This is a genomic window from Kitasatospora sp. NPDC042419, from assembly GCF_056437345.1.
In genome coordinates this window covers 64607-89998 of record NZ_JBWKAW010000024.1, presented here as the reverse complement: position 1 = coordinate 89998, position 25392 = coordinate 64607, and the positions used below count along the sequence as shown (strand labels likewise).

At 74.6% G+C, this 25392-nt stretch carries 23 protein-coding genes; 5 read left to right on the top strand and 18 right to left on the bottom strand.

Annotated elements, in window-relative coordinates; genetic code table 11:
* Positions 1-42: 42 nt before the first annotated feature.
* The 3 genes from AC067J_RS32845 to AC067J_RS32835 all read right to left on the bottom strand — a co-directional run bounded on the left by AC067J_RS32845 (position 43) and on the right by AC067J_RS32835 (position 2917).
* Positions 43-1566 (bottom strand): WXG100 family type VII secretion target, encoded by a 1524-nt coding sequence (locus AC067J_RS32845; RefSeq protein WP_478305440.1) that lies wholly within the window; start codon positions 1564-1566, stop codon positions 43-45.
* Complete coding sequence (locus AC067J_RS32840; RefSeq protein WP_478305438.1) at positions 1563-2027, bottom strand: hypothetical protein; 465 nt, start codon at positions 2025-2027, stop codon at positions 1563-1565. The genes AC067J_RS32845 and AC067J_RS32840 overlap by 4 nt, the downstream gene beginning before the upstream one ends.
* Positions 2028-2182: 155 nt before the next feature.
* Positions 2183-2917: an endonuclease V gene (locus tag AC067J_RS32835; protein ID WP_478305436.1), complete on the bottom strand. Its 735-nt coding sequence runs from the start codon at positions 2915-2917 to the stop codon at positions 2183-2185.
* Positions 2918-3165: 248 nt separating this feature from the next.
* Between AC067J_RS32835 and AC067J_RS32830 the strand changes: the two genes are divergently transcribed.
* Positions 3166-3393 carry a hypothetical protein gene (locus tag AC067J_RS32830; RefSeq protein ID WP_478305434.1) on the top strand — a complete coding sequence of 76 codons (228 nt, stop codon included), beginning with the start codon at positions 3166-3168 and terminating at the stop codon, positions 3391-3393.
* A gap of 45 nt (positions 3394-3438) precedes the next feature.
* On the opposite strand, the gene AC067J_RS32825 is transcribed toward AC067J_RS32830, so the two are convergent.
* Together AC067J_RS32825 and AC067J_RS32820 are read right to left on the bottom strand one after the other, a co-directional pair.
* Positions 3439-4155 carry an RDD family protein gene (locus tag AC067J_RS32825; protein WP_478305432.1) on the bottom strand — a complete coding sequence of 239 codons (717 nt, stop codon included), beginning with the start codon at positions 4153-4155 and terminating at the stop codon, positions 3439-3441.
* A gap of 81 nt (positions 4156-4236) precedes the next feature.
* A complete protein-coding gene (locus AC067J_RS32820; RefSeq protein ID WP_478305430.1) occupies positions 4237-5736 on the bottom strand; it encodes an RDD family protein in 1500 nt (499 codons plus the stop codon).
* Positions 5737-6150: 414 nt separating this feature from the next.
* Between AC067J_RS32820 and AC067J_RS32815 the strand changes: the two genes are divergently transcribed.
* Positions 6151-6567, top strand: a complete 417-nt coding sequence (locus AC067J_RS32815) for an SsgA family sporulation/cell division regulator (protein ID WP_327677346.1) — start codon at positions 6151-6153, stop codon at positions 6565-6567.
* 155 nt (positions 6568-6722) lie between these two features.
* Here the strand turns inward: AC067J_RS32815 and AC067J_RS32810 are convergent, their stop codons facing one another.
* From AC067J_RS32810 to AC067J_RS32795, 4 genes are all read right to left on the bottom strand, one after another.
* On the bottom strand, positions 6723-8123 hold the full coding sequence (locus AC067J_RS32810) for a glycosyltransferase 87 family protein (protein ID WP_478305428.1): 1401 nt from the start codon (positions 8121-8123) through the stop codon (positions 6723-6725).
* 175 nt (positions 8124-8298) lie between these two features.
* Positions 8299-9951 (bottom strand): glycoside hydrolase family 18 protein, encoded by a 1653-nt coding sequence (locus AC067J_RS32805; RefSeq protein ID WP_478305426.1) that lies wholly within the window; start codon positions 9949-9951, stop codon positions 8299-8301.
* 280 nt (positions 9952-10231) lie between these two features.
* Positions 10232-11788 carry a sensor histidine kinase gene (locus tag AC067J_RS32800; RefSeq protein ID WP_478305424.1) on the bottom strand — a complete coding sequence of 519 codons (1557 nt, stop codon included), beginning with the start codon at positions 11786-11788 and terminating at the stop codon, positions 10232-10234.
* Positions 11785-12510 (bottom strand): response regulator transcription factor, encoded by a 726-nt coding sequence (locus AC067J_RS32795; protein WP_478305422.1) that lies wholly within the window; start codon positions 12508-12510, stop codon positions 11785-11787. The genes AC067J_RS32800 and AC067J_RS32795 overlap by 4 nt, the downstream gene beginning before the upstream one ends.
* 178 nt (positions 12511-12688) lie before the next feature.
* Here AC067J_RS32795 and AC067J_RS32790 point away from each other — a divergent pair, with 178 nt between their 5' ends.
* Positions 12689-13243, top strand: a complete 555-nt coding sequence (locus AC067J_RS32790; protein ID WP_478305421.1) for a hypothetical protein — start codon at positions 12689-12691, stop codon at positions 13241-13243.
* Between the two features lie 22 nt (positions 13244-13265).
* Here AC067J_RS32790 and AC067J_RS32785 read toward each other — a convergent pair whose 3' ends face one another.
* Positions 13266-13796, bottom strand: a complete 531-nt coding sequence (locus AC067J_RS32785) for a VOC family protein (RefSeq protein ID WP_478305419.1) — start codon at positions 13794-13796, stop codon at positions 13266-13268.
* Between the two features lie 356 nt (positions 13797-14152).
* On the opposite strand from AC067J_RS32785, the gene AC067J_RS32780 reads away from it, so the two are divergent.
* Complete coding sequence (locus AC067J_RS32780; protein ID WP_478305546.1) at positions 14153-14662, top strand: Lrp/AsnC family transcriptional regulator; 510 nt, start codon at positions 14153-14155, stop codon at positions 14660-14662.
* Between the two features lie 57 nt (positions 14663-14719).
* On the opposite strand, the gene AC067J_RS32775 is transcribed toward AC067J_RS32780, so the two are convergent.
* From AC067J_RS32775 to AC067J_RS32755, 5 genes are all read right to left on the bottom strand, one after another.
* Positions 14720-15526, bottom strand: coding sequence for a S16 family serine protease (locus AC067J_RS32775; RefSeq protein ID WP_478305417.1), 807 nt, complete (start codon positions 15524-15526; stop codon positions 14720-14722).
* Positions 15527-15656: 130 nt separating this feature from the next.
* Positions 15657-16307 (bottom strand): IclR family transcriptional regulator, encoded by a 651-nt coding sequence (locus tag AC067J_RS32770; protein ID WP_270146684.1) that lies wholly within the window; start codon positions 16305-16307, stop codon positions 15657-15659.
* Between the two features lie 350 nt (positions 16308-16657).
* Positions 16658-17164, bottom strand: coding sequence for a DUF2752 domain-containing protein (locus AC067J_RS32765; protein ID WP_478305415.1), 507 nt, complete (start codon positions 17162-17164; stop codon positions 16658-16660).
* A gap of 3 nt (positions 17165-17167) precedes the next feature.
* On the bottom strand, positions 17168-17407 hold the full coding sequence (locus AC067J_RS32760) for a TM2 domain-containing protein (protein WP_478305413.1): 240 nt from the start codon (positions 17405-17407) through the stop codon (positions 17168-17170).
* Positions 17408-17705: 298 nt separating this feature from the next.
* Complete coding sequence (locus AC067J_RS32755) at positions 17706-19538, bottom strand: DEAD/DEAH box helicase (RefSeq protein WP_478305544.1); 1833 nt, start codon at positions 19536-19538, stop codon at positions 17706-17708.
* 309 nt (positions 19539-19847) lie between these two features.
* On the opposite strand from AC067J_RS32755, the gene AC067J_RS32750 reads away from it, so the two are divergent.
* On the top strand, positions 19848-20333 hold the full coding sequence (locus tag AC067J_RS32750; RefSeq protein WP_478305411.1) for an SsgA family sporulation/cell division regulator: 486 nt from the start codon (positions 19848-19850) through the stop codon (positions 20331-20333).
* A 133-nt stretch (positions 20334-20466) separates the two neighbouring features.
* Here AC067J_RS32750 and AC067J_RS32745 read toward each other — a convergent pair whose 3' ends face one another.
* The 3 genes from AC067J_RS32745 to AC067J_RS32735 are packed head-to-tail and all read right to left on the bottom strand — an operon-like array spanning position 20467 to position 25021.
* A complete protein-coding gene (locus tag AC067J_RS32745; RefSeq protein WP_478305409.1) occupies positions 20467-23055 on the bottom strand; it encodes a rhomboid family intramembrane serine protease in 2589 nt (862 codons plus the stop codon).
* Positions 23052-24380 carry an alpha/beta hydrolase gene (locus AC067J_RS32740; protein ID WP_478305407.1) on the bottom strand — a complete coding sequence of 443 codons (1329 nt, stop codon included), beginning with the start codon at positions 24378-24380 and terminating at the stop codon, positions 23052-23054. Before AC067J_RS32740 ends, AC067J_RS32745 begins: the two co-directional genes overlap by 4 nt.
* Positions 24377-25021, bottom strand: a complete 645-nt coding sequence (locus tag AC067J_RS32735; RefSeq protein WP_478305405.1) for a class F sortase — start codon at positions 25019-25021, stop codon at positions 24377-24379. Before AC067J_RS32735 ends, AC067J_RS32740 begins: the two co-directional genes overlap by 4 nt.
* Positions 25022-25392 lie beyond the last annotated feature (371 nt).

Genomic DNA, 25392 nt, shown 5'->3' with positions numbered 1-25392 from the left:
ACGACTGATCGGATCTGCCTGCCCTTCCCGGGGAAGGACCTGTCATTCCACTACGTCCGGATTCGCCGGCCGGTCCGGCAGCCAGGTCTCCTCGTCCTCCACGAGGTAGTCCGGCCTCCTGCCGTCGTTCTCCCGCTCGTTCCTCCGGGTTCGCGCACCGGCCGTGCCCGGGAAGGGGCCCGCTCCCAGGAACGGCTGCCCCGCGCCCCCTTGAACACCGTCGGGCCGTACTCGGCTCCGGGCGCCCAGACCTGAACCCCCCTCGGTGAAAGCCTGCTTCGCCTTTCCCGTGGCACCGCCGGTCCGGTGCTCCCCGGCTCCGACCGTGCCGTCGACCTTTCGGGACGGCCCCGCCCCCGGCCTTCCGGACGAGGCACCCGGTCCGATCGTCGAGAAACCGCCTGCCGGGGCCCCGCCCACGCCGAAGCCGTTGCCGGCCCGACCGGTCGTCGGTGTACTCGAACCGCTCCGCCCCGGGCCCTCGCCCGGTCCGAACACCGACCCGCCCTTCGAACCGCGTCCCGGCGTGACGGCTCCGGGGAGACCCGGCCCCGTCCCTTCCCCAGTCTGGGCACCGACCGGACCGACGGGATTGCCGGCCCCCGCCGCAGCGGGACCGTTGACACCGCTTCCGGAGCCACCGCCGACCGGCGCGATGCCGTCGATGCCCATGCCCGGCCCGACATTGCCGACGGCAGGCGGCCTCGGCGGCACCGGAGCGGCAGCGGCGCTGCCGCCCACCACCCCCGGCACGCCGCCGGCCGTGGACTGCGGCTTCGGCACCACCTGCGGCGTACCGCCCCTGATTCCCGAGTCCCCTCGCGTGACACCGCCCGTCGGTGTTTCACCGGTGGGCTTCTTCGGCAGCTGGCCCCCGTTCCGGTCCGCAGGCCGCACCGGGGCGCCACCGCCCCCAGCGCCCCCTGCACCGGACCTGCCAAGGCTCGCCCCGGCCATCGTCGCGCCCGCGCCTGCCGCCGCCGCTGCGCTGTCGCCCGCGGACGCGGAAGACGGAACGTCCTCCACGTCCTCCTTGCCCACCTTCCCCGGCTTCCCCGGGGGGCTGGGGGGTTTCAGCATGGGGGCTGCCGTGCGGTAGTGCATGGCGAGGGTCTGCATGACGGTGGCGGCTTCGAGCTTCCTCTGGTCGGCGAGGGCGGTGCGGCTGTCCTCGTCGTCGGCGCCGAACAGGGCGGAGAAGGTGTCGCCGACGCCGTCGGTGAACTGGTCCCAGCCGCCGGGTTCTTCGGGCATGTCGCGTTTTGCCTTGGCGATGGCCTCGGAGACGGCCTTGAGGGTGATGGCGGCGTCGTTGGCGTAGGAGGCGGCGTTGTTGATGGTGGTGGCGAGCTGGAGCATGCGGGTGTGGAAGGCGTCGCTGGTGGTGCCTTCCCAGGAGGTGGCGGCCTCGGTGCTCGCGCGGGTGAGGGTGGTGCGGATGGCCTTGAGGGTGTCGGCGGCGCGGCGCCAGGGGTCGGCGGCGGCCATCACCTCGCCGGGGTTGAGGGCCTGGGCCATCCTGTGGAGTTCGGCGTGGCTGTAGTTCCTGAAGTCGGTGTACTTCACCGGACGCCCTTTCCGTCGTCGTTCCGGGCGGGGGCCACGGTGCGGGCGTAGGCGGCGGCGCTGCTGGCGGAGGGGTTGGCGACGGACCAGCCGTCGTCGCCGAGCTTCAGCTTGTTCCGGGTGCGGTGTTCCTGCTCCTCGTAGTTGGTGGCGGTGAGTTCGGCCTTCTTCTGGGCCTCGTCGACGGCTTCCTGGAGCTGGTTGAGCACGTCGCGCAGGCCGTCCCGCATGGTCTGGTAGCGGCCGTGCAGGTCGGTGGCTTCGGCGAAGGTGCCGAGGGCGTTGCGGCCGATGCCGCTGCGGCCGTGGGTCGCGGTGCCGTCGGCGTGGTGCTGGAATTCGGCGAGCAGCAGCCGTACCTGGGCGGCGAAGGCGCGCAGTTGCTCGACCTCGACGCGGTAGCCGCGGCCGCCTCCGCCGGTCGATCCGGTTCCGGTTCCGGTTCCGGTTCCCGTTGCCACGTGCGGCGCCTCCCCCGTGCGTCCGTCCGGTGTGTGGTTCGCGGTGCCGGTGCGGCGCCGCCGTCGGGTGGCGCGCCCGGTGGGTCATGTCTAACACATGGTCCGGGCGAGCAGAACGGCCATCGGCCCGACGGCTCCGGTGTTCTGGCGTGTCGTCAGTTCGCGGTCGTCCGTTGCAGGGTGGTGAGGGCGCGGCGGCAGAGCGAGTCGGCGTGGCGGGTGGTTTCGGGGAGCCGGTAGCGGGGGGCGAGGGCGAGGGCGGTGTCGACGGCTTCGGTCAGGCCGATGCGGTGGCCGACGGAGACGAAGACGGGTTTGACGCCGGGCCGGGTGCGGACGGCGCGGCCTACCTCTTCGCCGGTGGCGGGGTCGGTGAGCGGGGTCCAGTCGCCGCGGGCGGGGCCCGGGTCCCGGTGGTCGAAGGTGAACGGGGTCTTGGCGACGCCGAGGGTGCGCAGGCCGGTGAGGACGCCGAGGTGGCTGGCGAGGCCGAGGCGGCGCGGGTGGGCGAGGCCGTAGCCGTCGCAGACGACGGTGCCGGGGCGGCGGGTGAGGGCGGCGAGGGCGTCGAGGACGGCGGGGAGTTCGCGGAAGGCGAGCAGGCCGGGGACGTAGGGGAAGGCGATCCGGCCGGTGGCGGTGGCTTCCTCGACGACGTCGAGGGTGGTGCGGTCGAGGACGACGGCGGCCGCGACGACGAGGTCGCGTTCGTCGTCGTAGGCGACGTCGACCCCGGCGATGAGCCGGTCGTCCGTGCCGTCCGGAGCAGGGCCGCCGGGTCCGCCGGGTCCGCCGGCGATGCTCCCGTGCGGCTGGACGAGCGGGCGGAGCCGCTCCTGTTCGGCGAGCGCCTCGGCCTCGGTGGCGGGCCAGTCGGCGGGGATGGGCACGGCGGTTCCCCCTGGGAGTGCGGAGCGGTTCGGTCGGGTCCGGTGGACCGGTTCGGTCGGGCCCACCGTATCCAGCGGGGCGGACGACCCCGGGGTGAGCCCGTGCGCCCCCCGTGCCCCGGGCGGCGCGGGTTAGCCTGGTCGGAATGCCGGAGGGTCGGCCGGGGCTCCCGAACTCCCTTGCCGGGTGGGTCTTCCGGCATCCGGTACGACCCGCCCGTTCCCCCCGACGTGCGAAGGACTCCGCCATGCCGCGCCGCCCGACTCCGGCCCAGTTCGCCCTCGGTGTGTTCGCCGTCGTCGCCGCCACGGTGGCGCTGCTGGCCGCCACCGGCGCCGATGGCGTGCCGGAGGTGGCGGTGGTGGTGGGCTTCGCGCTCGCCCTCGGCACCTTGGTGACGGTGCTGTCGCTGCGGGCCGCCGCCGGCCGTGCGGACCGGCCGGCCGCCGGGCACGAGTACGCCCGGCAGCGCTGAGGCGGCGCCACCGGGCGGTACGGGGTGCGGTGTCGGCGGTCCGGCTCAGGCCGTGGAGACCACCACCGTCTTGGCGGCCTTGTCGTGGATGCACTGGCGGTAGGGCTTGTCGAAGACGCCGAACATGCCGTCGATCAGCCACCAGAGCCACGCGCAGCAGAGGACGGCGGGCAGGATGAAGACGGCGGCCCGGGTCCAGGCCGCGGACTGGGTCGGGGTGCTGCCGTCGATCAGCATGGCGACCCGGATCTTCATGGCCTTCTTGCCGAGGGTCTGGCCGTCCCGGCCGAGCATCACTCCGTCGTAGACGAGGTAGATCGCGCAGGCGAGCCAGAAGGCGCCGGCGGAGCCGGAGCTGTCGGAGAGGCTGGCGAAGGGCAGCACCAGGACGACAGCCACGGCCTGTACCAGCAGGTAGTCGATCAGCTGGGCGACGATCCGGTTGGGCCAGCTGCCGAGCGGCGGCATCCCGGGGACGGGGCCGGCGCCGGGCGTGCCGTAGCCCGCGGGGCCGTGGCCCGGCGGGGGCTGGTCGTAGGGCGAACGGCCGGGCGGGGGCTGTCCCTGGCCGTACGGGGAACCGCCGTAGTCGCCGCCGTACGCGCCGGGGCGGTCGGAGGGGCTGCCGGACGGTGGCGGGGTGCCGTACGGGTCCGACGGCGTACCTTCCGGCGTGCCGCCGCCCTGCTGCGGGGGCTTCTTGTCGAAGGAGGGCTGACCGCCCCCCTCCGGCTCGGGGCCTGAGGGGTCGTGGGTGCTCATTCCCCGAGTAGAACATCACACATTCTATGAACTTGGGATATTTGGTCGGTTTTGTCCGACCGGGCCTCGGGGGCGGCCTCGTCAGAGCCGCACCACGCGGGTGCGGGCCGCCCGGTCGTGCCAGCCGCGCCGGGCGGGGCGGTCGAACAGCGGCCAGACCAGGCCGACCAGCAGCAGCGTCGACGCCTGCCTGACCAGCCATCGGCCCAGTGAGCGACCGAAGCCCAGTCGGGCGCGGGCGGCGGCCGGGGTGGTGGCCGAGGTGGCTGCGGCGGCGTCGATCACCCGGATCCGGGCCAGCCGCTTGCCGAAGGTCTGGCCGGTGCGGGCGGTCGGCAGGACCTCGTAGAGCAGGCCGACGAAGAGGAGGATGCCGAGCAGGACGGCGACCTTGCCGGCCACCACGCCGTCCACCAGCCAGACGTCCGTCTGACGGCGGGTGAGCCGGCTGGCCATCCTGGCCTGGGCGAGCTTCTCCTGGATGTGGTCCGCGACGGAGGTGCCGAGCGGGATCCCGGCGGCGGTGGCGACGACGGCCAGGACGGCGGTGTCCACCAGGCGGGCGGCCGCCCGGCGGCCGAGCCCGGCGGGCCGCGGCGCGGGCCTGGTCCGGCGCCGGGACGCGGACGGGCGGGACGCGGACGGGCGGGCAGCAGAGGCCCCGGGAGCGGAGGCCCCGGGAGCGGAGGACGCATCGGGCGCCGAGGCCGCAGAGGCGGCGGAGGCGGCGGCAGTCGCGGGGGCGGACGGTGCGGGTACGGCGGCGGCCGTCGGCGCGGGCCGCACGGGCTCGGCCGTCGGCGGCTCTCCGAGGCCGACGGGCCCCGCGGCCTCCGCCCCCTCCGACACCTCCGCCGGCGCCACGTGAACGACCGGAACGACCGGCGCGGCCGCCTCGGCGGGCGCCTCCGTACCCGTACCGGGAACCGCGCCCCAGGAGACCCAGCGCGGTGCGGCTCCCGGCTCCAGCAGCCCGTGCCGCGCCCGAAGGTCGGCCGGCCCACCGGACGACTCGGCCCCCGCGACCGCACCCGTCGGACCGGCCTCCGCCGCCAGCAACGCCTCGGCCAGGGCGGTGTGCGGTCCGACACCCGGGGCCGCCCCGGCCGCACCCTCCGGTTCCACCGCCAGACCCGCGCGCCCGACCCCCGCCCCGACTCCGGACCCGCCGTCCGCCACCTCCCCGCCGGACCGGAACACCGGCCCGCCCTCCGCCACCGCGAAGGTGAACGAGGCCCCGCCCGACGTCTGGTCCAGGTAGACCGGACCGGTGTCCCCGACCGGCACCGGTCCGGCCTCCACGCCGGGTACGGATACGGGCACGGGCACGGGTTCGGCCGCCGTCGGCGGCGGCACGTACCGCGCGCCCACCCCGGCGGCCGCCGCGCCCGGCCGGCGGGTCGCGTACCGGGGCGGTTCCAGGACCTCGCCCTCGGCCGGGGCGGGTCGGCTGGTGCCGGGCACCCAGGCCGTGCCGCCCCAGTAGCGGACGAAACCGGGGACGGAGGGGTCGGGGTAGTAGCCCGGCGCGGGGCCGGCGGCCGTCTCCGTGCTGCCGCCCGCGAGAGGCCGGTCCGTCATGGGGGTCTTCTTTCCTGGCAGGCCGATGCGGCTCGCCCGGCGAGGGGTGCGCGCGACGGTGGCTCGGGCGACGCGGGAGGCGGCGGTGCCGGCGCGCGCGAGGGGGGTGGCCGCCGGATGGGCGGACAGTCGCCGGACAGTCACAAAGGGTAGTACCTCGGCGGGCCCGTGGTGTGAAGTTGGCGGTTCGCCGGACAGCCCGGGCGGGCCCACGGTAAGGAAGACGGCGCGAACGCCCGATCACGCGCCCGCTCTCCCCGTGTTCACCACTCCCCGGACCTCCCCGGAACCCCCTGTCGACGGCTGTCCGCCAAGAAATCTCGAAAACACGTGTAAGAGCGCCCCCGGGCCGCGCTCTCCAAGGTCACAGGGCCCGCAACCGGGCATGAACCGCAGGCAGAGAGGAATCCGATCATGGAGCGCCCGACGAGTGTGGTCGAGCACGAGCTGGAGCTCAACCTGGTGCTCTCCCCCGAGCACAGCGTCCCCGTGCCGGCCCGGCTGTCGTACGGCAGCCACGACCCGTACGCCGTCCACATCACCTTCCACCTGGACACCGGCTCGCCGGTCACCTGGGTGTTCGCGCGGGAGCTGCTGGTGGAGGGCACCTTCCGGCCCTGCGGGCAGGGGGACGTCCGGATCTGGCCGACCCGCTCGGGGCGGCGCAGCGTGCTCTGCCTGGCACTGAGCTCCCCGGCCGGGGACGCGCTGCTGGAGGCGCCGCTGCCGGCGGTGGCCGCCTGGCTGGAGCGGGCGCACCGGCTGGTGCCGCCGGGCAGCGAGATGGCCGCGCTCGACATGGACGGTTCGCTGGCCGAGCTGCTCGCGTGATCGGCCCGGCCCGGGCACACCACGCCCGGCCCGCCCCGGAGGGTCCGACCGCCCACGCCGGACCGACGGACGCCGACCGCTCGACCAAGCCCGACGACCGCTCGGCCGGACCAGCCGGACCAGCCGGATCTGCCGGACCGGTGCCCTCCGGCGACTCAGCGGGCCGCGGGGGCCTGCTGACGTTCGCGCGCGGGCCCCGGCCGGTCGCCGTCGCGCTGGCCCGGCAGCGCCACCAGCGGCGCGCCGGCGGCCAGCCGCCGGGCCCTTATGCGTAGCGCGGCGGCCAGCAGGAAGCAGATCCCGACCAGCGGGTAGACCGAGGTCGGGATCTGGCGCAGCGGCGAGAGCTCCAGGACCAGCGCGCCCTGCGGCTTGGCGGCCCACATCGCGAAGGAGAGGAAGGCGACCAGCGTGGCCCCGAAGGCGGCCCGCCAGCGGACCTTCCGGACGGCGGCCGGACGCGCCCGTTCGACCGCCGCCTCGCAGGCGAGCAGGGCGAGCATCGGCACGCACCAGACCCAGTGGTGGGTCCAGCTGATGGGCGAGATCAGTACGGCGGTGACGGCGGCGCAGCAGACGCCCCAGGCCTCGGCGCGCGGCAGCCAGCGGGAGCTGGTCGCGGCCCAGGCGGCGATCCCGAGGCCGGCCACCGCGACGGCGACGGCGGCCAGCGTGCCCGCCGCCCCCGGCTCGGAGGTGTGCAGGAGGCGGGCGACGGCGCCGCTCAGCGCCTGGTTGTCGACGATCTCGGTCTTGCCGACGCGCGAGGAGTCGTAGAGGTACTTGGTCCAGAAGCCCCAGGTCGCGTCGGGCAGGACGGCGGCGCCGATCAGGAAGGTGCCGACGAAGGTGGCGCCGGCGACGAAGGCGGCGCGGACCCGGCCGGTGATCAGCAGGTAGACGGCGAACAGGCCGGGGGTGAGCTTGATCCCGGCGGCGATGCCGATGGCGATGCCCTTGCTGCGCCGGCCGTCGGGCCGGGTGAGGTCCCAGAGGATCAGGCAGGCGAGGGCGAGGTTGATCTGGCCGTAGCGCAGCGTGGTGTAGACGGGTTCGAGCCAGACGCCGGCGCCGGTGACCAGGATCACGCCGATCGGTCGCAGTTCGCGGCGCGGCCAGCCGACCAGCTTGAACGACAGGTGGGTGAGCAGCGCGAGCAGTCCGAGGTTGCAAAGCGTGACCGCGACCCGGAGGAACGGCACCGGGAACCAGGTCGTCGGCACGAAGAGCATCGCGGCGAACGGCGGGTAGGTGGCGGGCAGGTTCCACTGGGTGACGCGCAGCCCGTAGAGGTCGCCGCCGTTGGCGACGGCCGCGCCCTCGGCCCGGTAGACGATCATGTCCACCATCGAGGTGTGCGCGAAGTGCCGGACGACCGCGTAGGCGACCAGGGAGAACAACGCCAGCGCGGAGACGGCCAGCAGCGGGCGGCGCGGGGCCTCCCGCAGGGCGCGGACGGGTGCGCCGAGGGCGGTCCGCAGCCGGTCCGACAGGGGGGCGGGCGCCTGCTCCGGTACGTTCCGCACCGCGCTGCGCTCGTCTTGCACCGCTGTCACTGTTCGCTCCGTCCACCGTTCGGCCAACCAGCGACGATACCTGATGCCCGTCGGGCCGACCCGGTGGAGCTCGTCACGGAGAGTGATCAATGGTGCCGGCCGGCCGTGCCCCGTTGCGGTCGGGGCACGGTCGGCCGGAGTCGGTGGGCGGGTACCGGTCGGGTACCCGGGGAGGTCAGCCGGTGTAGGCGCCGAGTGCCCGGGTGAAGTCCAGCGGCTGCTGGACGATGGAGCTGCAGCTGGCGTCGGCGTAGGCCTTGGCGCCGCCCTCGCAGGCCTTGTCGCGGGTGCCGGACCACATCGCCAGCCAGGCCAGGTGCTTGGACTTGGCGAAGTCGGCGAGCTGCTTGGCGTCGGCGACGGTGAAGATCTCGCTGGCCACGTCGTTGACGCCGATCATCGGGGTGACCGCGACCTTGCGCCAGGCGGCGGCGTCGTCGAGGCCGAGCACGCTCTTGACCTGGGCCTGGGTGGCGGTGGCCGCGGCGATCGCGTACTTGCCCATCTGGCCCTGCGGGTTCGGGGCGACGCCGTCGCCGAAGTCCATCGCCATGATGTTGACCGCGCCGATCGCCACGCCGTTGTTCTTGGCGTCGGCGACCAGGTTGACGCCCTCCTGGGTCAGGCCGGAGGGCAGCGCGGGCAGGGTGTAGGAGACGTCGAGGGCCTTGCCCTTGGCGGCGGCGTTCTTCTGCAGCTGGGTGATGGCCTGGGCGCGGCGGGTGTTGGCCGCGGCGTTGGCGATCGCGCCGCCCTCGACGTCGAAGTCGAGCTTGGTGAGGCCGAAGGTGTCGACGGTCTTCTGGTAGACGGCGGTCAGGTCGGCCACCGAGGAGCAGGCGAGGGCGAGCTCGCTGCCGTTGGCGCCGCCGAAGGAGACCCGGACGTCGCCGCCGAGCGCGCGCAGGGCGCCGATCTGGGCGGCCACCGCGTCGGCGGCGAGGTCGCTGACGCCGCCCCACTTCGGGGTGCAGCCGCCTCCGGAGACGACGAAGGCCAGGTTGAAGTCCTTGACGCCGGTGGCCTTGGCGGTGGCGACCAGGTCGTACGGCGGGTAGAGCGAGGTGTCCACGTACGGGGCGAAGCCGGCGCCGGTGACCGGGGCGGGGGTGCCCGTCGCGGTGGCGGTGGGCGTCGGGGCCGGCGTGGTGGCGGTGGCGGTCGCGGTGGGCGTGGGCGCCGGGGTGGTGGGCTTGGTGGTGGCGGTCGGGCTCGGCGTGCCCGGCTTGGTCGGGGTGGCCGAGGCCGAGGCCGACGCGGTGGCCGAGGCGGTCGCGGTGGCCGAGGCCGAGGCTGTCGCGGTGGCGGTGGCCGACGCCGAGGGCGAGGCGGTGGTGGTCGGACGCCCCGACGGGGTGGGTGCCGTACCGTCCCCGGCCTTGCAGGAGGCCTTGTTGATCAGGCAGTTGCCCGGTTCGGCCTGCGCCGCACCGGCACCCTGGGCGACGAAGCCGATCACGATGCTCTTGCCCGGGTCCAGCCGCTTGCTCCACGACTCCGGCTTGACGGTGACGTGCTGGCCCTCGGCGGTGTAGGTGGCGTTCCAGAGCGAGTCGATCTTCGCCCCGGCCGGCAGGTCGAAGGTGAGCGTCCAGTCCTCGATCGCGCTGCTGTCCGGATTGGTGACCAGGTACTGGCCGGTGTAGCCGGCGTCCCAGCTGCTGGTGCGGCTGTAGACCGCGCCGAGCGAGGCGGCGCTGGCCGAGGAGGCGAGGACGACGACGCCCCCCGCGACCAGGGCGGCGGCGACGGCCGAGGCGGCGAGGACCGCTCCCTTGCGGCTGCGCCGGCGGCGGCCTGGACGGCGGTTGGGCTGCTGGGTCGTCATGGGGGCGTACCTCCGCGGCTGGCAGGTGTGGGCCGGGTGGGGTCACGGTGTCCGCCGGACGCGCGGGTGCGTGGACCCGTCGCGGGCGAGAGTGACCCGGCTCGGTCGAGGGTGACCGGCACGGTCGGATGACCGGCGCGGACGACGCTAGCGGCGCCGGATGGCCGAAACCCGCCTGCTGAGCCAGGGGTACAGCTCCCTTACGGTGCACTTAAGAAAGAGGAGCGGTCTCCTCCCCGCACCGGTGCCGAAACCTTTCGCCAAGTGGTCGCCAGGGCGATCAGCGCGGGAACAGCGCACCCCGGCCGCGGCGCCGGCTGTTCCGTCCGGTCCGGGCCGGCGCGGTGCCGTCCTGCCGGTTCTGCAGCCGGAGCCGGATCTCGGCGCCGCCGAGCACCGCGGAGCGGCCGAGCGCGAGGTCCCCGCCGGTGGCCTCGGCCAGCTTGCGGACGATGTCCAGCCCGAGACCGGTGGAGCCGTCCCCGCCGTGCCCCTCCCCGCGCTTCAGGGCGGCTTCCGGATCGGTGAAGCCCGGGCCGGCGTCGCCGACCAGCACGATGACCGCGCTCCCGGTGGCCAGCACGTCCACCGAGAAGGCGGTGCCGATCGTGGTGTGCCGGAAGACGTTGCCGAGCAGCGCGTCCACGGCGGCGGCGAGGTCGCCGCGCTGGACCGGGACGGGCGTCTCCCGGTCGGCGCCGGCCAGCTGCCAGCGGCGGCCCTCGTCCTCGGCGAGCGCGGACCAGAAGCCGACCCGCTCCCGGATCACCTCGGCGGCGTCGCAGCCGACCGTGACGGCGGGCGCGTCCTCGGGGGCCCGGCGGGCCGAGCGGATGATCTGGTCGACCTCGCGCTCCAGTTGGGAGACGGCGTGCCGGGTGGCGTCCGCCGCGTCCCCCTCGCCGAGCGAGGCGGCGTTGAGCCGCAGCACGGTCAGCGGGGTGCGCAGCCGGTGCGACAGGTCGGCGGCCAACTCTCGCTCTGCTGCCAGCAGTTGCACGACCCGGTCGGCCATCGCGTTGAACGCGTGGGCGGCCTCGCGCAGTTCCTCGGGGCTGCCCGCGGCCTGCTTGCCCTCCACCGGCACCCGGACGGTGAGGTCGCCGGAGCCCAGCGAGCGGGCGGCGGCGGCCAGCCGGCGGGCGGAGGCGACGATCCGCGCGCCCATCCGGTCGGCGACCAGGACCGAGATGGCGACCAGGGCCAGCGCGACGCCGGAGAGCACCTGCCAGGCGGTGGAGACGCCCCGGGTGAGGTCGCCGTCGGCCACGAACACCTCGACCACGGCGGTCCGGATGGTGTCCACGGCGACCGGCTGGAGCAGCGCGTACCCGCCCGGGACCTCGACGGTGAACGACCGGCCCTGCACGCCGGCGGTGGCCACGTCGGCGTCCAGCGCCCGGACCTCACCGATCGTCGCACCGGCGGACGGCCCGGGCCCGGCCTGAGCCACGGCCGACCCGCCCGCACCACCGCCCGAACCCGCGGCCGAGACGCCCGACGCACCACCCGACGCGCCGGCGGACGCACCGCTCGACGCACCACCCGCCGCACCGCCCGACGCCCCCTCCGGCGGCGGCAGGTGCACGGCCATCCGCCCCTGCGCACCCGCGTCCGTGGACGCCACCGCCCGGGCGATGGCGTCCTGGTCGGTGGTGATGGCGAGCGCCGGGCCGAGCGCCGCCGCCTGGCGCTCGGCCGCCGTGAACGCCCGGTCCCGGGCGGTCTGCTGGACCATCAGGCCGAGCGGGATGAGGAAGGCCAGCGCGACCATGGTGGTCCCGGCCACGGCGGCCTTGATCAGGGCCCAGCGCAGCGAGTGTCCGAACCTCCTCATGTCCGGCGCTCCACGGGGACGGGCCCGGGCCCGGCGGAGTGCCCGGCGGCCTCCAGCCGGACCCCGACGCCGCGCACGGTGTGCAGGTAGCGGGGGCTGGACGCGGTCTCGCCGAGCTTGCGGCGCAGCCAGGAGAGGTGCACGTCGATGGTCTGGTCGCCGCCGTAGGTCTGCCGCCACACCTCGGCCAGGATCTCCTTGCGCGGCACGACCACGCCGGGCCGGGCGGCGAGGAAGGCCAGCAGGTCGAACTCGCGGCGGGTCAGGTCGAGCAGCCGCCCGTCCAGCGAGGCCTCCCGCCGCTGGAGGTCGATGGCCAGCCCGCCGACCCGCAGCACCTGGCTGACCGGGGCGGCGCCGCCGCCGAGCCGGCGGAGCACGGCGGCCATCCGGGCGCTGAGGTGCTCCCCGGAGAACGGTTTCACCAGGTAGTCGTCGGCGCCGTCGTTGAGCAGCCGGACGATCTCGGCCTCGTCGTCGCGGGCGGTGGAGATGATCACCGGGACGTTGGTCAGCCCACGGATCATCTTGAGGGCCTCGCTGCCGTCCAGGTCCGGCAGGCCGAGGTCGAGGATCACCAGGTCGCAGCCGACCTGGGCGACCTCGCGCAGCGCCTCAAGTGCCGTACCCACGCTGCGAACCGCGTGGCCGGTGTCGGACAGGTGGCGGATGAGGGCGGATCGCACGAAGGGGTCGTCCTCGACCACGAGCACTGTTGCCATGGGGCTGCACGGTAGCCCATCGGCCCCGAATGGTCTGTACCTCGGGGTGGCTCCGGGCGGGCCCGCGGGGCGGGTCGCGACCGGTCCGGCCGAACCGCCGGGGGTTTGTGCAAGTTCCCTGCCTAAGTACCGGGGCGCCCGTCTGCCTGGCCCGGGAGTACGGCAGGATGTGCGCACGATGCGGAACGGACTGGTACAGCTCGGCGCCTGGGCGGCGGCCACCGGGGCGGCGGTGGCGCTGTCCTGGTTCGGCGTGCACGCGGTGCTGACCGGCGCCGCCTTCGAACAGCCCACCGCACTGCCGTTGCCGTCACCGGCCTCGGCCGGGGGGTCGAGACCCACGCCGACGCCCACGGCGACGCAGCCGCAGTCGACGACCATCCCGGAGTCGCCCGCGCCGCCGCCGGCCGCGTCGGCGACCGCCCCGCGCCCCACCGCCCCCGCGGCGCCCCCGACCCCCTCGGCCGCCGCGCCCTCCTCACGCCGACCGGCACCGGCCACCACCACCACGTCCTCCGTGCGCAGCTATCTCGTCCCGGGCGGCAAGGTCGCCCTGGACCTCCGGACGGACAACGCCTCGCTCGTCTCCGCCACGCCGGACTCGGGCTGGAAGATGCAGGTCTGGAACGGCCCGCAGTGGCTGCGGGTGGACTTCACCAAGGACGACCAGGCCAACTCGGTGTTCGTCTACTGGAACGGCCACCCGCCGGTCGTCGACACCGTCACCCGCTGACCCCGGGCGCCCGGACGGCCCGTCACCACCGCTCGAAGGGGACGTACCCGGGCAGGTAGGGGCCGGTGTACCGGGACCGGTCGACCAGGGTGTGCCTGGTCCCGCCGGGCACCCCGATCGCCGCGAGCACCACCGTGCCGTACGCGTCCCGCACCTCGTAGGGCTCGGCGAGCGAGGCCGCGCCCCGGTCGACCGCGAAGTCGTACGCGTAGCAGACGTCCGGCACGGAGACCGCGAGGTCGATCACGCCGTCGCCGTGCCGGGCCAGGTGGCCGGCCAGTTCCCGGCCGCGCGGGCCGATCACCTGGACGAGGGAGGTGAGCACGAAGCGCGTCCCGGGTGCCCGCAGCACGTAGGAGACGGTCTCCGGCTCGCCGGTCTCGGGCCCGGCGTAGGCGGTACAGCGGAGGCCGAGCGCGACGGTGTACCGGCGGGCCGCCCGCTCGGCGTCGCCGACCGCGAAGACCACCGCGTCGGCGTGGCCCATCGGGACGAGGTCGGGCTCTCCCAGGCCGGCGGTGAGCAGCACGGGTTCAATGGCGGTCTCGGTCATTCCGGCCCTCCCGGTAGGTGTACGGACCACGGGTCCCGCTCCCGCGGGCCGGTGTGGGGACCGGCTCACGGGGTTGTGGCTGGAGGGTGGCGCCGAGCCGACCTCCACGCAACTGTTCCGTTTCCTCCTGGTCAAGGTGTGCTCCGGGGCGGGAGAATCGGCCGCACCGCTGTACAGAATGCCCACCGGAGGAGGAGCCCGCGATGCCCCCCGCCCACGCCCCCAGCTCCCCCGGATCGTCCAACTCGCCCGCCGGCCAAGGACATTCCGGCCCGCCCGGAGCCGCTGCCGGCGCCCTGCCCGGAGGTGCTCCCGGCGGCGCCGGCACCGGCGGCCCCGCCGGCGCCCCGGGGGCCGTGGCCGGCGGCGCGGCCGGGAGCACCCCCGGGAGCACCAACGACGCGATCGACGCGCTGGACGGCCGGCTGATCCGGCTGCTCGCCGAGGAGCCCCGGATCGGGGTGCTGGAGTGCTCGCGCCGCCTCCAGGTCGCCCGCGGCACGGTGCAGGCGCGGCTGGACCGGCTCCAGGCGCGGGGGGTGATCGGCGGCTTCGGCCCCGAGGTGGACCCGGCGGCGCTGGGGTACCCGGTGACGGCCTTCGCGACCCTGGAGATCTCCCAGGGCCAGGGCGCGGACGTGCGGAGGCACCTGGCGGCGGTGCCGGAGGTCCTGGAGCTGCACACCATCACCGGCCACGGCGACATGATGGTGCGGATCGTGGCCCGCTCCAACGCCGACCTGCAGCGGGTGATCGACCGGGTGGTGGGGTTCGACGGGATCGTCCGGTCCTCGACGGCGATCGCGCTGGAGAACCCGGTGCCGTACCGGATCCTGCCGCTGGTCGACCAGGCCGCGGCGGAGTGACCGGGCGGGGACCGGCCCGCCCGCCGCACCCCTCGGCCGCGCCCGGGGCGCCGCTGCTCAGCAGCCGGGGACGGTCCCGCCGGAGCGCAGCGCGTCCAGTGCCGAGACCGCTTCCGACAGCGTCCCCACCGGCACCAGCCGCAGCCCGTCGGGCGTGTTCACCTTCGCGTCCGCGCACTCGTCCTTGGGCAGCAGGAACACCGTCGCACCGTCCCGCGCGGCCGCCTGCGTCTTGAGCGGCACGCCGCCCACGGCGCCGATCACTCCGTCGTCGTCGATGGTCCCGGTGCCCGCGACGGTCAGCCCGCCGGTGAGGTCGCCGCCCTTGCCGTCGCCCGCGAGCTTGTCGACGATCCCGAGCGCCAGCATCTGGCCCGCGCTCGGGCCGCCGATGTCCCCGAGGTCGACCTTCACCTTCACCTGGTCGGGCGAGAGGTGGAGGTAGGAGAGGGCGGCCGCGGTGGCGCTGTCCTGCGACTCCGCCATCTGCTGGGCCGTCACCTCCTCGGCCTTGACCGGGTCGCCCTGCGGGTAGACGGTGTCGGTCGGCCGGACGGCCTCGTCCTGGTCGAACCAGGCCTGGAGCGAACGCCAGAGGGTGGCCCGCTCCCCCGGGTTGGTCGCCGAGATGGTGACCATCCGCAGCTGTCCCTGGGTGGTCCGGACCGGGGCTCCGGTGACGGTCAGCACCGGCCGGTCCTGGTAGCTGCCGAGGGTGTCCGCGGTCACGCCCGGCCAGGTCAGCGTGTACGGCAGCGGGACGAAGGCGGCCACGCCGAACAGTGCGGCGACCAGCACCCCGCAGAGCGCGAGCGCTCGGGTCCGGGGGGCGGTCAGGGCCTTGGGCAGCTTGGAGTCGGACACAGAGGCATCCAAACACACCCGGGCCACCGGGCGGGCACCCGCACGGCCACCCGGACGGTCGCGCGGACGGCCGCCCGAAGGTGCCGCCGGCCGTCCGGGCGCGGGCCGCGGCACGGCCGGCGGCGGCCCGCTACCGCAGCGCGTCGGCGACCTCGGTGGCCGCTTCCACCACCCGCGGGCCGACCCGCTCCGGGACGAGGCCGTTGAGCATCACCACGCCGACGCTGCCCTCGATCCCGCTCAGCCCCAGCAGTGCGGCGGCCGCGCCGGACGCCCCGGACTGCTCCTCCGCCCGGGTGATGACGAACCCCTGCTCCGGCCGGCGCTGGCTCGGGAAGGCCCGCGCCTCCAGGATCGCCCGGCCGGCCGCGCTCTCGCCCAGCGGGTGGCGCAGCCCGGTCCGGTAGGCGACGTGGAAGTCGGTCCAGCTGGGCTCGACCACGGCCACCGCCAGCGCCTCGTTGCCGTCCACCAGGGTGAGGTGCGCGGTGGCGCCGAGGTCCTCGGCGAGGCTGCGCAGGGCGGGGAGCGCGGCCTCGCGCAGCAGCGGGTGGACGCGGTGGGCGAGCCGCAGCACGCCCAGGCCGACCCGGGCCCGGCCGCCGATGTCCCGGCGTACCAGCCCGTGCTGCTCCAGGGTGGCCAGCAGCCGGTAGACGACGGTCCGGTTGACGGCGAGCCGGGCCGCCAGCTCGGTCACGGTGAGCCCGCGCTCCGAGTCGGCGAGGAGTTTGAGGACCCGGACACCACGGTCCAGGGTCTGGGAGGTCTCTGCAGTCACGACGCGCATTCCTTTCCGCGGCGGGTCGCGGATCGGCTGACCGGTCCGGGACTCGAATGTCGCGCGCAGGGTGGGTGGCCGCGCTCGGGCCGCGGTGTGTCGTCCTTGACGTCCTGGGGCCCTGCGCGCCCGTCTCGCGGGGGTCACCCGGCGGGAGAGCGTGTGGGAAAGGTAGTGAAGGAATTGCGGCGGCGGAAGTGCTTGTCCAAAATTCGGGCAAGATCAATTTTTTCGCCCTTGACAAATCCGGGCAATCAGCAATATTTCGCCCGCCCCGGCGGTGCACAGGTTCGACCACACTCCGAAGTCCGGACACTCCGGGGTCCGGCCGGCCCGGCGTCCGCCCGCGGTCAGAGCAGGTTGCGCAGGACCGTCCAGGCCGTCGCCGTGCCGAGCAGCACCGCCGTCCCGCGGCGGCCGAGCGGCGGCTGCCAGCGCCGCCCCGCCAGGCCGTGCCGCAGCCAGACCAGGTAGACCGCGGCGACCACCGGCAGCGAGAGCAGCAGTGCCGCGTTGTCCTGCCAGGCCGCGGCGAGGTCACCGTGCATCAGGTCGTAGGTCATCCGGGTGCCGCCGCATCCCGGGCAGTCCAGGCCGGTGACCTTCCGCCAGGGGCAGAACGGCAGTGCCTGTCCCGGCAGATGGGGGTTGCGCGACCAGAGGTACGCGGCGCCGGCCAGGCCGCCGACGAGCACCGCCACCGGCGGCCAGGCGGTGCGCAGCCGGTCGGCGCGCGGCCACGCGGCGTTCGGCAGGTCGGCGCGCGGCCGGGCCCGCTCCGGTCGGCCGCTTCCGGGAACGGCGGAGCCGCCCCGGCCGGAGCCGGGGCGGCGGCGCACCTTCGCGAACGGGCGCAAGGGTCAGCTGCGCAGCAGCCGGCCCTGGGCGTCGGTCCGGTCGTTGCTGGTGAGGAACAGGATGCCGTCGATCAGCGACCAGACACCGAGGCCGCCGCAGGTCAGCAGCTGGGCGATGCCGATACCGATGTGGCCGGTGTAGAAGCGGCCGACGCCCAGGCCGCCGAGCAGGATCGTCAGGACGCCCGCGACGACCTTCGACTTGTCGGACAGCTCGGGCTGGGCGTGAGGGGGGTAGGACACGATCGGTGTGCTCCTTGTGAAGACAGGCAGGCCCGCGCGCGACGGGGCCGCGTCCCGGGTCGGTGAGGTGCGCGAACCGATGTCACCGAGGGCTCCGGCGGCGGCCACGGACGGGTGGTCGCACGGCTTCGACAGCCCAACGGCGGTTCGGCACGCGGAACATTAGCCGATCGTCACACCGGCTGTCTCCACAAATCCTTCGCGTATACCTGAACGTCACATGACCTTACGGTTCAAGGCATCCCGGCCCCGACGCCCACGCGCTCCGGCACCCCGCACCCCGCACCCCGACGGGACGTCACTTCGCCCACTCCCGGATCCGGGCGATCCGCGCCTTCAGCTGATTGGCGGTCGCCTGTGCCGTCAGCGGACCGCCGCACTCCCGGCGCAGCTCGTTGTGGATGGTGCCGTGCGGCTGGCTGGTGCGGTGGTGCCAGGCGGCGACCAGCGCGTTCAGCTCCTTGCGCAGCTCCCGGAGCTCCTGGTGCGTCACGACCGGCCGCTGCTCGGCCGGCAGCTCCAGCAGGTCGGCCTCCTCGGCCGGCTTGCCCTTGCTCCGCTGGATCTGCCGGTGCTGACGCTTCTGGAGCAGCATCTGCACCTGGTCCGGCTCCAGCAGGCCCGGGATGCCGAGGTAGTCCTCCTCCTCCTCGCTGCCCGGGTGCGCCTGCATGCCGAACTCCATGGCGTTGTACAGCACCCGGTCGAAGACCGCGTCGGAGCCCAGCGCCTCGTACGAGAACTCGTCGCCGCCGGCGCCGTCCGGGCCGTCGTTGGCCCGCTCGGCCTCGGCGAGCAGCCGGTCCTCCTCGTCGAAGAGGCCCTCGCCCTCCTTCTTCGGCCGATCCAGCACGTGGTCGCGCTGGAGCTCCATCTCGTTGGCGAAGCCCAGCAGCGTCGGGATGGTCGGCAGGAAGACGGAGGCCGTCTCGCCGCGCTTGCGGGCGCGCACGAACCGGCCGACGGCCTGCGCGAAGAAGAGCGGGGTGGAGATCGAGGTGGCGTACACGCCGACGGCCAGGCGCGGCACGTCGACGCCCTCGGACACCATCCGGACGGCGACCATCCAGCGCGAGTCCCCGGCCGCGTAGTCGGAGATCCGCTTGGACGCCTCCGCCTCGTCGGAGAGCACCACGGTGGCCTTCTCCCCGGTGATCTCGCGCAGCATCTTGGCGTAGGCGCGGGCGGTGTTCTGGTCGGTGGCGATCACCAGGCCGCCGGCGTCCGGGATCGCCTTGCGGACCTCGCCCAGCCGGCGGTCGGCGGCCTGGAGCACGGCCGGGATCCACTCGCCCTGCGGTGCCAGCGCGGTCCGCCAGGCCTGGGCGATCAGGTCCTTGGTCATCGGCTCGCCGAGCCGGGCCTCCAGCTCGTCGCCGGACTTGGTGCGCCAGCGCATGTTGCCGCTGTACGACAGGAAGATCACCGGACGGACGACGTGGTCGGCGAGCGCGTGCCCGTAGCCGTAGGTGTAGTCGGCGACCGACTTGCGGATGCCGTCGCCGCCCGCCTCGTACTGGACGAAGGGGATCGGGTTGGTGTCCGAGCGGAACGGCGTCCCGGTCAGCGCCAGCCGGCGGGCGGCCGGCTCGAAGGCCTCGAAGCAGGCCTCGCCCCAGGACTTGGAGTCACCGGCGTGGTGGATCTCGTCCATGATGACCAGCGTCTTGCGGGCCTCGGTCCGGTTGCGGTGCAGCATCGGGTTCACGCCGACGCCCGCGTAGGTGACCACGATGCCGTGGTACTCCCGGGAGAGCGGGCCGGAGGAGTACGCCGGGTCCAGCTTGATGCCTATCCGCGCGGCGGCCTCGGCCCACTGCTTCTTCAGGTGCTCGGTCGGCGCGACCACGGTGACCTGCTGCACCAGGTGGTTGTGCAGCAGGTACGAGGCCAGGGTCAGCGCGAAGGTGGTCTTACCGGCGCCCGGGGTCGCGACGGCGAGGAAGTCGCGCGGCTGGTTCTCGATGTACTTGTCCAGCGCCCCCTGCTGCCAGGCCCGGAGCTTGCCGGCGGTACCCCAGGGCGCGCGGCCGGGGAAGGCCGGTGACAGGTGGTGCGAGGTGGTCGGCGCGGCATGGCCGACGGCCCGGACGGGCGCATGCGGCTCGTCCGCGTCGGAGAAGAGCGGCATCGAGGAGGCGGCGGCAGTACTCACGGTCTCCGAGGGGGGATCATCGCAGGTCAGAGGCGGTCTGGCAGCCCCGTCCCGCGGTCGGGCGGCGATCGGACAACCCGCCCAGCCTACCGGGCCCGGCGGCGTTCGGGCGGCCGGGCCGGGCTCGCGCGTGGCTCGCGCGGCCGGAAAGCGATGTGACGCGGCTCACATCGAAAGCCCGGGAAAAGCGGGTAATCGGAACCCCCCGGACCGTCTCTCATCCGGGTGAGGCCGCCCCACCCTCCACAGCCGTCACCGGCCTCACACCAGCGAAGGGAACCCGCCGTGCACACCGTCGTCGAAGAGACCGTCCAGGCCCGTCTGATCCTCTCCCCCCACCGTTCCGCCCGGCTCCGGGTGACCCTGGCCTACCTGCCGGAGGACCCCCTCGCCGTCCGGATGGCCTTCCCCGCCGAGTTCTCGCTGGACGACCGGGCCGACGAGCCCGGCACCGGCCGCGGTTCCGGCCGCGGTTCCGGCCGCGGTTCCGACGGCGGTTCCGACCGCGACGACGACATCGTCTGGGTCTTCGCCCGGCAGCTGCTGAGCGCCGGCCTGGAGCTGCCCTCCGGCGCCGGGGACGTGCACGTCCGGCCCGCGCTCGGCCGCCGCACCATGGTCGAGCTGCGGGCGCCGGAGGGCACCGCGCTGGTCCAGTTCGACTCCGCCGACCTGCGGCGCTTCCTGTGGCGCAGCAGGCTCGTCGTCCCGGAGGGCGAGGAGCACCTGCACCTGGACGCCGACCGCGCGCTCGCCGAGCTGCTCGGCTGAGCCGCCGCCCGCACGGGGCGGCAGGTCCGCGGCGGCGGGTCCGGGGCGTCGGCGGGCGCCCGGGACCGGCCCCGGACCGCCGCGGCCGGGGAGCCCCGGACGGCGGCGGCCCGGGACGGCCGCGGCCGTCCGGCTAGGACGAGAGCTTGCGCATCAGCCGGACGCCCTGCGCCGGCGTCAGGTGCGGCAGGTACGCCTTGCCGATCGCCCGGGTGATGCTGGGCAGCGCCGCCGGGTCGGGGTAGGCCATGTACATCGGCCGGTACTCCGGCTGGAACTTCGCCTTGAACGCGAGCAGGGAGCGGAAGCCGTAGACCGGCTCCAGTACCCGGCCCATCCAGTCCAGGGTCTTCTGCAGCCCGGTGGGCGGCTCCTTCTCCGAGCGGGCCAGCGGCGCGCCGGACAGCGAGAGGAAGCTCGCGCCCTCCTGCTTGAAGCCGAGCGCGGCGGAGGCTATCAGGAACTCGGTCACGCCCCGGAAGCCGTCGGAGCGCCGGCGCATGAAGTCCAGCGTCCAGCCGACCGGCTCGCCGTTCTCGTAGACCGGCATCCAGCTGGTCAGCCCGTGCACGGTGCGGTCCGCGTCGACGGCGAGCAGCAGCCGGACCGCCGGGTCGTCCAGCTCCTCCAGCCCGCCGAGGGTGAAGCCCATCTCGGGCAGTCCCTTCTCGGAGACCCACTCCTCCGAGATCGCCCGGATCTGCTCCTTCAGGGCGAGCGGTGCCTCCTGGTAGGACCACCACTCGGCGGTGATGCCCTGCTTGCCGGCCTTGTTCAGCGCGGTCCGGATGTCCTGCCACTTGCGGCCGGTGAAGGCCAGCCCGGGGAGCGCGACCACGGTGTCCTCGGCGACCTGCAGGGAGCGCCAGCCGAGCTGCCCGGCGGCGGCCCTGGTCTCCGGTGTGACGCTGTAGAAGCACGGCGTCCAGCCCCGGGCGTCGCAGAACCGGGCGAAGCCGGCCACCGCCCGGCGGCGCGCGTCCGGGGCGCCGAACGGGTCGCCGGTGGTCAGCGCGACGGTGTTGAGCACCCGGTAGGCGACGGCGGCGCGGCCGTCCTCGTCGAACCAGTAGTGGTTGCCGTCCCAGGTGGTGAGGAAGGAGAGCGACCCGCCGCCGTGCTCGGTGAGCAGCGCCCGGGCCCGTGCGGCGTCCTCGGCGTCCACGTGCAGCACCGGCCGCCGGAACGCGAGCAGCAGCGCGGTGAGCGCGACCGCCCAGAAGGCCAGGCCGCAGTACGTCTCCAGGAACCGCGCGACCGGGCCGACCGCGATCGGGTAGTCGGGCAGCAGGTCGTTGTAGGCGGGCGGCAGGAACTGGGCCGGCAGCCCGGCGACCAGCCCGCCGACGGTCGCCCCCGGCTCGAACTGCCCGGCCACCAGCAGGCCCGGCCCGGTGTAGGCGACGGAGGCGGCGGCCAGGGCGCCGCCGAGCACCACGGCCAGCCGGCCGAGGACGGCGCGCGGCAGCCGCAGCGAGAACCGCTGCCGGGTCGCCAGCAGCAGGCCGGTGGTGATCAGCGGCAGCACCAGCGCCTCGACGAAGTACTGCACGACGTCGCCCGAGCCGGTGCCGGTCCCGGTGAAGAGCCAGACCAGCAGGGCGGTCCAGAGCAGCTCGGTGGCGATCGTGATCCGCCAGGCGAGCCGCAGGCCGCGGCGCAGGCCCTCGGCCAGCACCAGCAGCAGGGCCGGGAAGAGCGTGGCCATCAGCCGGGCCGGGGTGTCGAAGATCCGCTCGACGGCGTGCGCGCGGGCGCAGTCGTGGGCGGAGCTCGCGCAGAAGTCGGCGACCTCGTCCGGGGTGAGCCGGTGCGAGAGGTAGATCTCGGAGAAGGTGTTGAACGGGCCGGCCGCGTTGTCGTACAGCGAGGCGATCATCGGCCCGATCGCGGCGGCGACCAGGCAGAGCGCGACCAGCACCCGGGTCTCGGTGTGCGAGGAGCGGTGCGAGCGCAGGTGCGGGCGGCCGCTGCTGAGCACCGCGCCCGCGGCGAGGCCGATCAGGGCGCCGGAGAACCGCTGGACGCTCTGCAGGTGGCCGACGTACAGCGTCATCACCAGCGGGACGAGCACGACCACGAGGTGCAGCCGGCGGCGCCAGAGCACGGTGAGCCGGTAGCCGAGCACGCCGGACAGCGCGAACAGGCCGACGCCGGGGCCGACCGCGGTCTGGTCCGCGATCGAGTCGGTCCACTGCTCACCGGCCCAGGAGCCGGCCGCGACCGCCGCGGCGCCGACCAGGGTGCCGGCCAGCTGCCCGCCGACCAGCACGCCCAGGGTGCGCAGCGGGCCGAGCCGGCGCTCGGCGGCCGGGCCGACCACGAGCAGCAGCAAGCTGGTGAAGACGTACGCGCCGAGGCCGGAGCACCAGAACAGCGAGGTGATCGGCGTCCACCAGCGGCCCTCGGCGAGGGTCGGCAGGCCGACGCCGGTCCGCTCCAGCAGGGCGTCGGACGGTCCGTCGGCCAGGCTGGCGCTGGCGGCGCCGACCGTCCAGAGGGCGACCAGCAGCACCAGGGTCAGCGGGGCCTCGCCGAGCCGGGTCGCCAGTCCGCCGGCGAGCGCGAGGGCCCGGTTCGCGCGCTGCGGCGGGCGGGGGTCGGGTGCGGCGGCCCCGCCGGACGCCCGGTCGGGGCCGGTCGGCTGCGCGGGGACGCGCGGACGTTCCCGTTCCCGTTCGCGCTCCCCGACGAGGGCCGGGGCGGCGCCGAGCCGGATCACCGGATCATCCCGGTCTGCTGGGCCAGCCAGGGCAGGTTCCGGTCGAGCGCCTCCCGGAACACGGTCCAGCTGTGGCCGCCCGGGATCGGCTGGAAGTCCACCTTCATCCCTGCCTTCTGCGCGGCGGCGTACATCTTCTCCTGCTGCGGGCGGAAGTCCCCGTCACCTGCGCCGACCGCGAAGACGCCGGCGGTGTCCGGGTACTGGCGGGTGGTCATCAGGTGCAGCGGGTCGACGGCGGCGAAGGCGTTCTCGTCCCCGTCGAAGGCCTTCTCCACCGTCTCGTCGTGGCTGCCCAGGGTGGGCTCGTCCTGGCCGGAGATGTCGATGAAGGACGCGTAGACGTCGGGGGCGTTGAGGGCCAGCTGGAGCGCGCAGGTGCCGCCGAGCGAGGCGCCGCCGATCGAGCGCGCGGTGCGGCCGGTGGCGGTCTGCAGGTGGCCGTGGATCCAGTCGGGGACGTCCTCGGCCAGGTAGGTCTGGGACCGGGCGATCCGGGAGTCCATGCAGAGGCTGTTGCCCCACATGGTCGCGATCTGGTCGACCATCACCACGATCGGGGCGAGCCCCTGGTGGTCGGCGGCGAAGGCGTCCAGCCGCTCCTGCATGCCGCCGGAGTTGACCCAGTCGGACGGGCTGCCGGGCTGGCCGGCCATCAGCACCAGCACCGGGAGCAGCGGCCGGGGGCTGGCCTGGTAGGCGGGCGGCAGGTAGACGTACGCGTCGCGGGCCTCGAAACCGGACTTGGTCCCGGGTATCGCCGCGGTCGACACGGTGCCCTTCTCGGGCAGCCCGGCCGGCGGCTGCCAGACCTCGGCGAGCACCTTGCCGGCCGGCGGGGTGACGACCTCGGGCGCCTTGCCGGTGGTGAGGGCCTGGGTCTTCGGCGCGAGCATCACCCGGGCCGTCGGGTACTGGTCGAAGCCCCGGTTGACCTGCGAGGCCGCCATCAGCACCACCAGCGCGGCGCCGCCGGCGGCGAGGAACCGCTGCCGTCCGGGGAGCAGCGGGGCGCGGAAGCCGGCCAGGCTCAGCGCGAACAGCGCGAGGGCGACCCAGCCGACCACGTAGTCGGGCGTGCCTTCGGGGAAGGGGTGCCACCAGCCGTCGACGACGAACTTGATCCCGCCGGTGAGGGCGGCGGCGAGCAGGGTGGCGCCGACCGGGCGCAGCCCGAGCCAGCGGCGGTCGCGCGAGAGCACGAGCAGGGCCAGCGCGGCCCAGCCGGCGGCCAGTACCGCGTACGGGATCGGGCCGTGCGTGAGCGGCCAGTCGAGCGGGTTCCAGCGGACGGCGAGCTGGGAGGTTTCGGAGAGGGAGGTCATGCGGCTTTCCCCGGCCGGGTGGTGTCGGCCAGGAAGCCGTAGGCGACTACGTTCCCCTGATAGCCGTGGTCCTCGCTGTATCCGCCGCCGCAGGTGATCACCCGCAGCTGAGCGTCGGCAGCCTGGCCGTACACCCGGTCGTCCGGGAAGTCCTTTCGGTTGTGCACTTCGATGGCGTAGAGCTGGTAGACGGCGGTGCGGCCGTCCTCGCGGAGGATCTCGATGCGGTCGCCGCGGTGCAGCGCGCCCAGGTCGTAGAAGACGGCGGGCCCACTGTCGTTGTCGACGTGTCCGGCGATGATCGCGGTGCCCCGCTGTCCGGGGGAGGCCCCGCCGCGGTACCAGCCGGCGAGGTTGCGGTCGGACTCCGGCGGGGTCTGGAGGTGGCCCTCCCGGTCGAGGCCGAGGCCGGTGACCGGGGCGTCGAGCCGGACGGCGGGGATCCGGATCCGGGTCGGCGCCGAGGGGCCGAGCGGCGGCACCACGGAGACCGGGGCGAAGCCCGAGAGGGCCTGCCCGGCGCCGGGCGCCGGGGGGAGGGCGCCGTGGCCGCCGTCGTTCAGCAGCCACGCGCCCAGCACGAGCGCGGCCCCGACCGCCAGGGTGCCCGGCCACGGGCTCCTGCTCTGCTGGGCGCCCACCGGCGCTCCCCTCTGCTGACGAGACGACCGGCTGCCGGTTCCTGGAAGTTTCCTGAGACCAATGCAACCGGATCGGACCTTATGCCACATCCATACGACGGTCGTACTTGCTCCCCCCATTCGGCAGGGTCCAGCGGGCCCTGGCTGGTCCGAGCGGGTGAGATGTCATCGCGAAGCCACCTGCCCGTCACCTGGCGGATGCCGGGAACCGTGGTGGCCTCTTCATCGGACACTCAGGAACACCGTCCTGGTTGCACCATTAGGGCGATCAGTTCCGACCGTCCGTGGTGGAACCTTGACCGATCTTGACCACATGCCATGCTGACCCCGTTCACAGGCCTATCACCGCATTTGTCCGACCGGACCGCCGT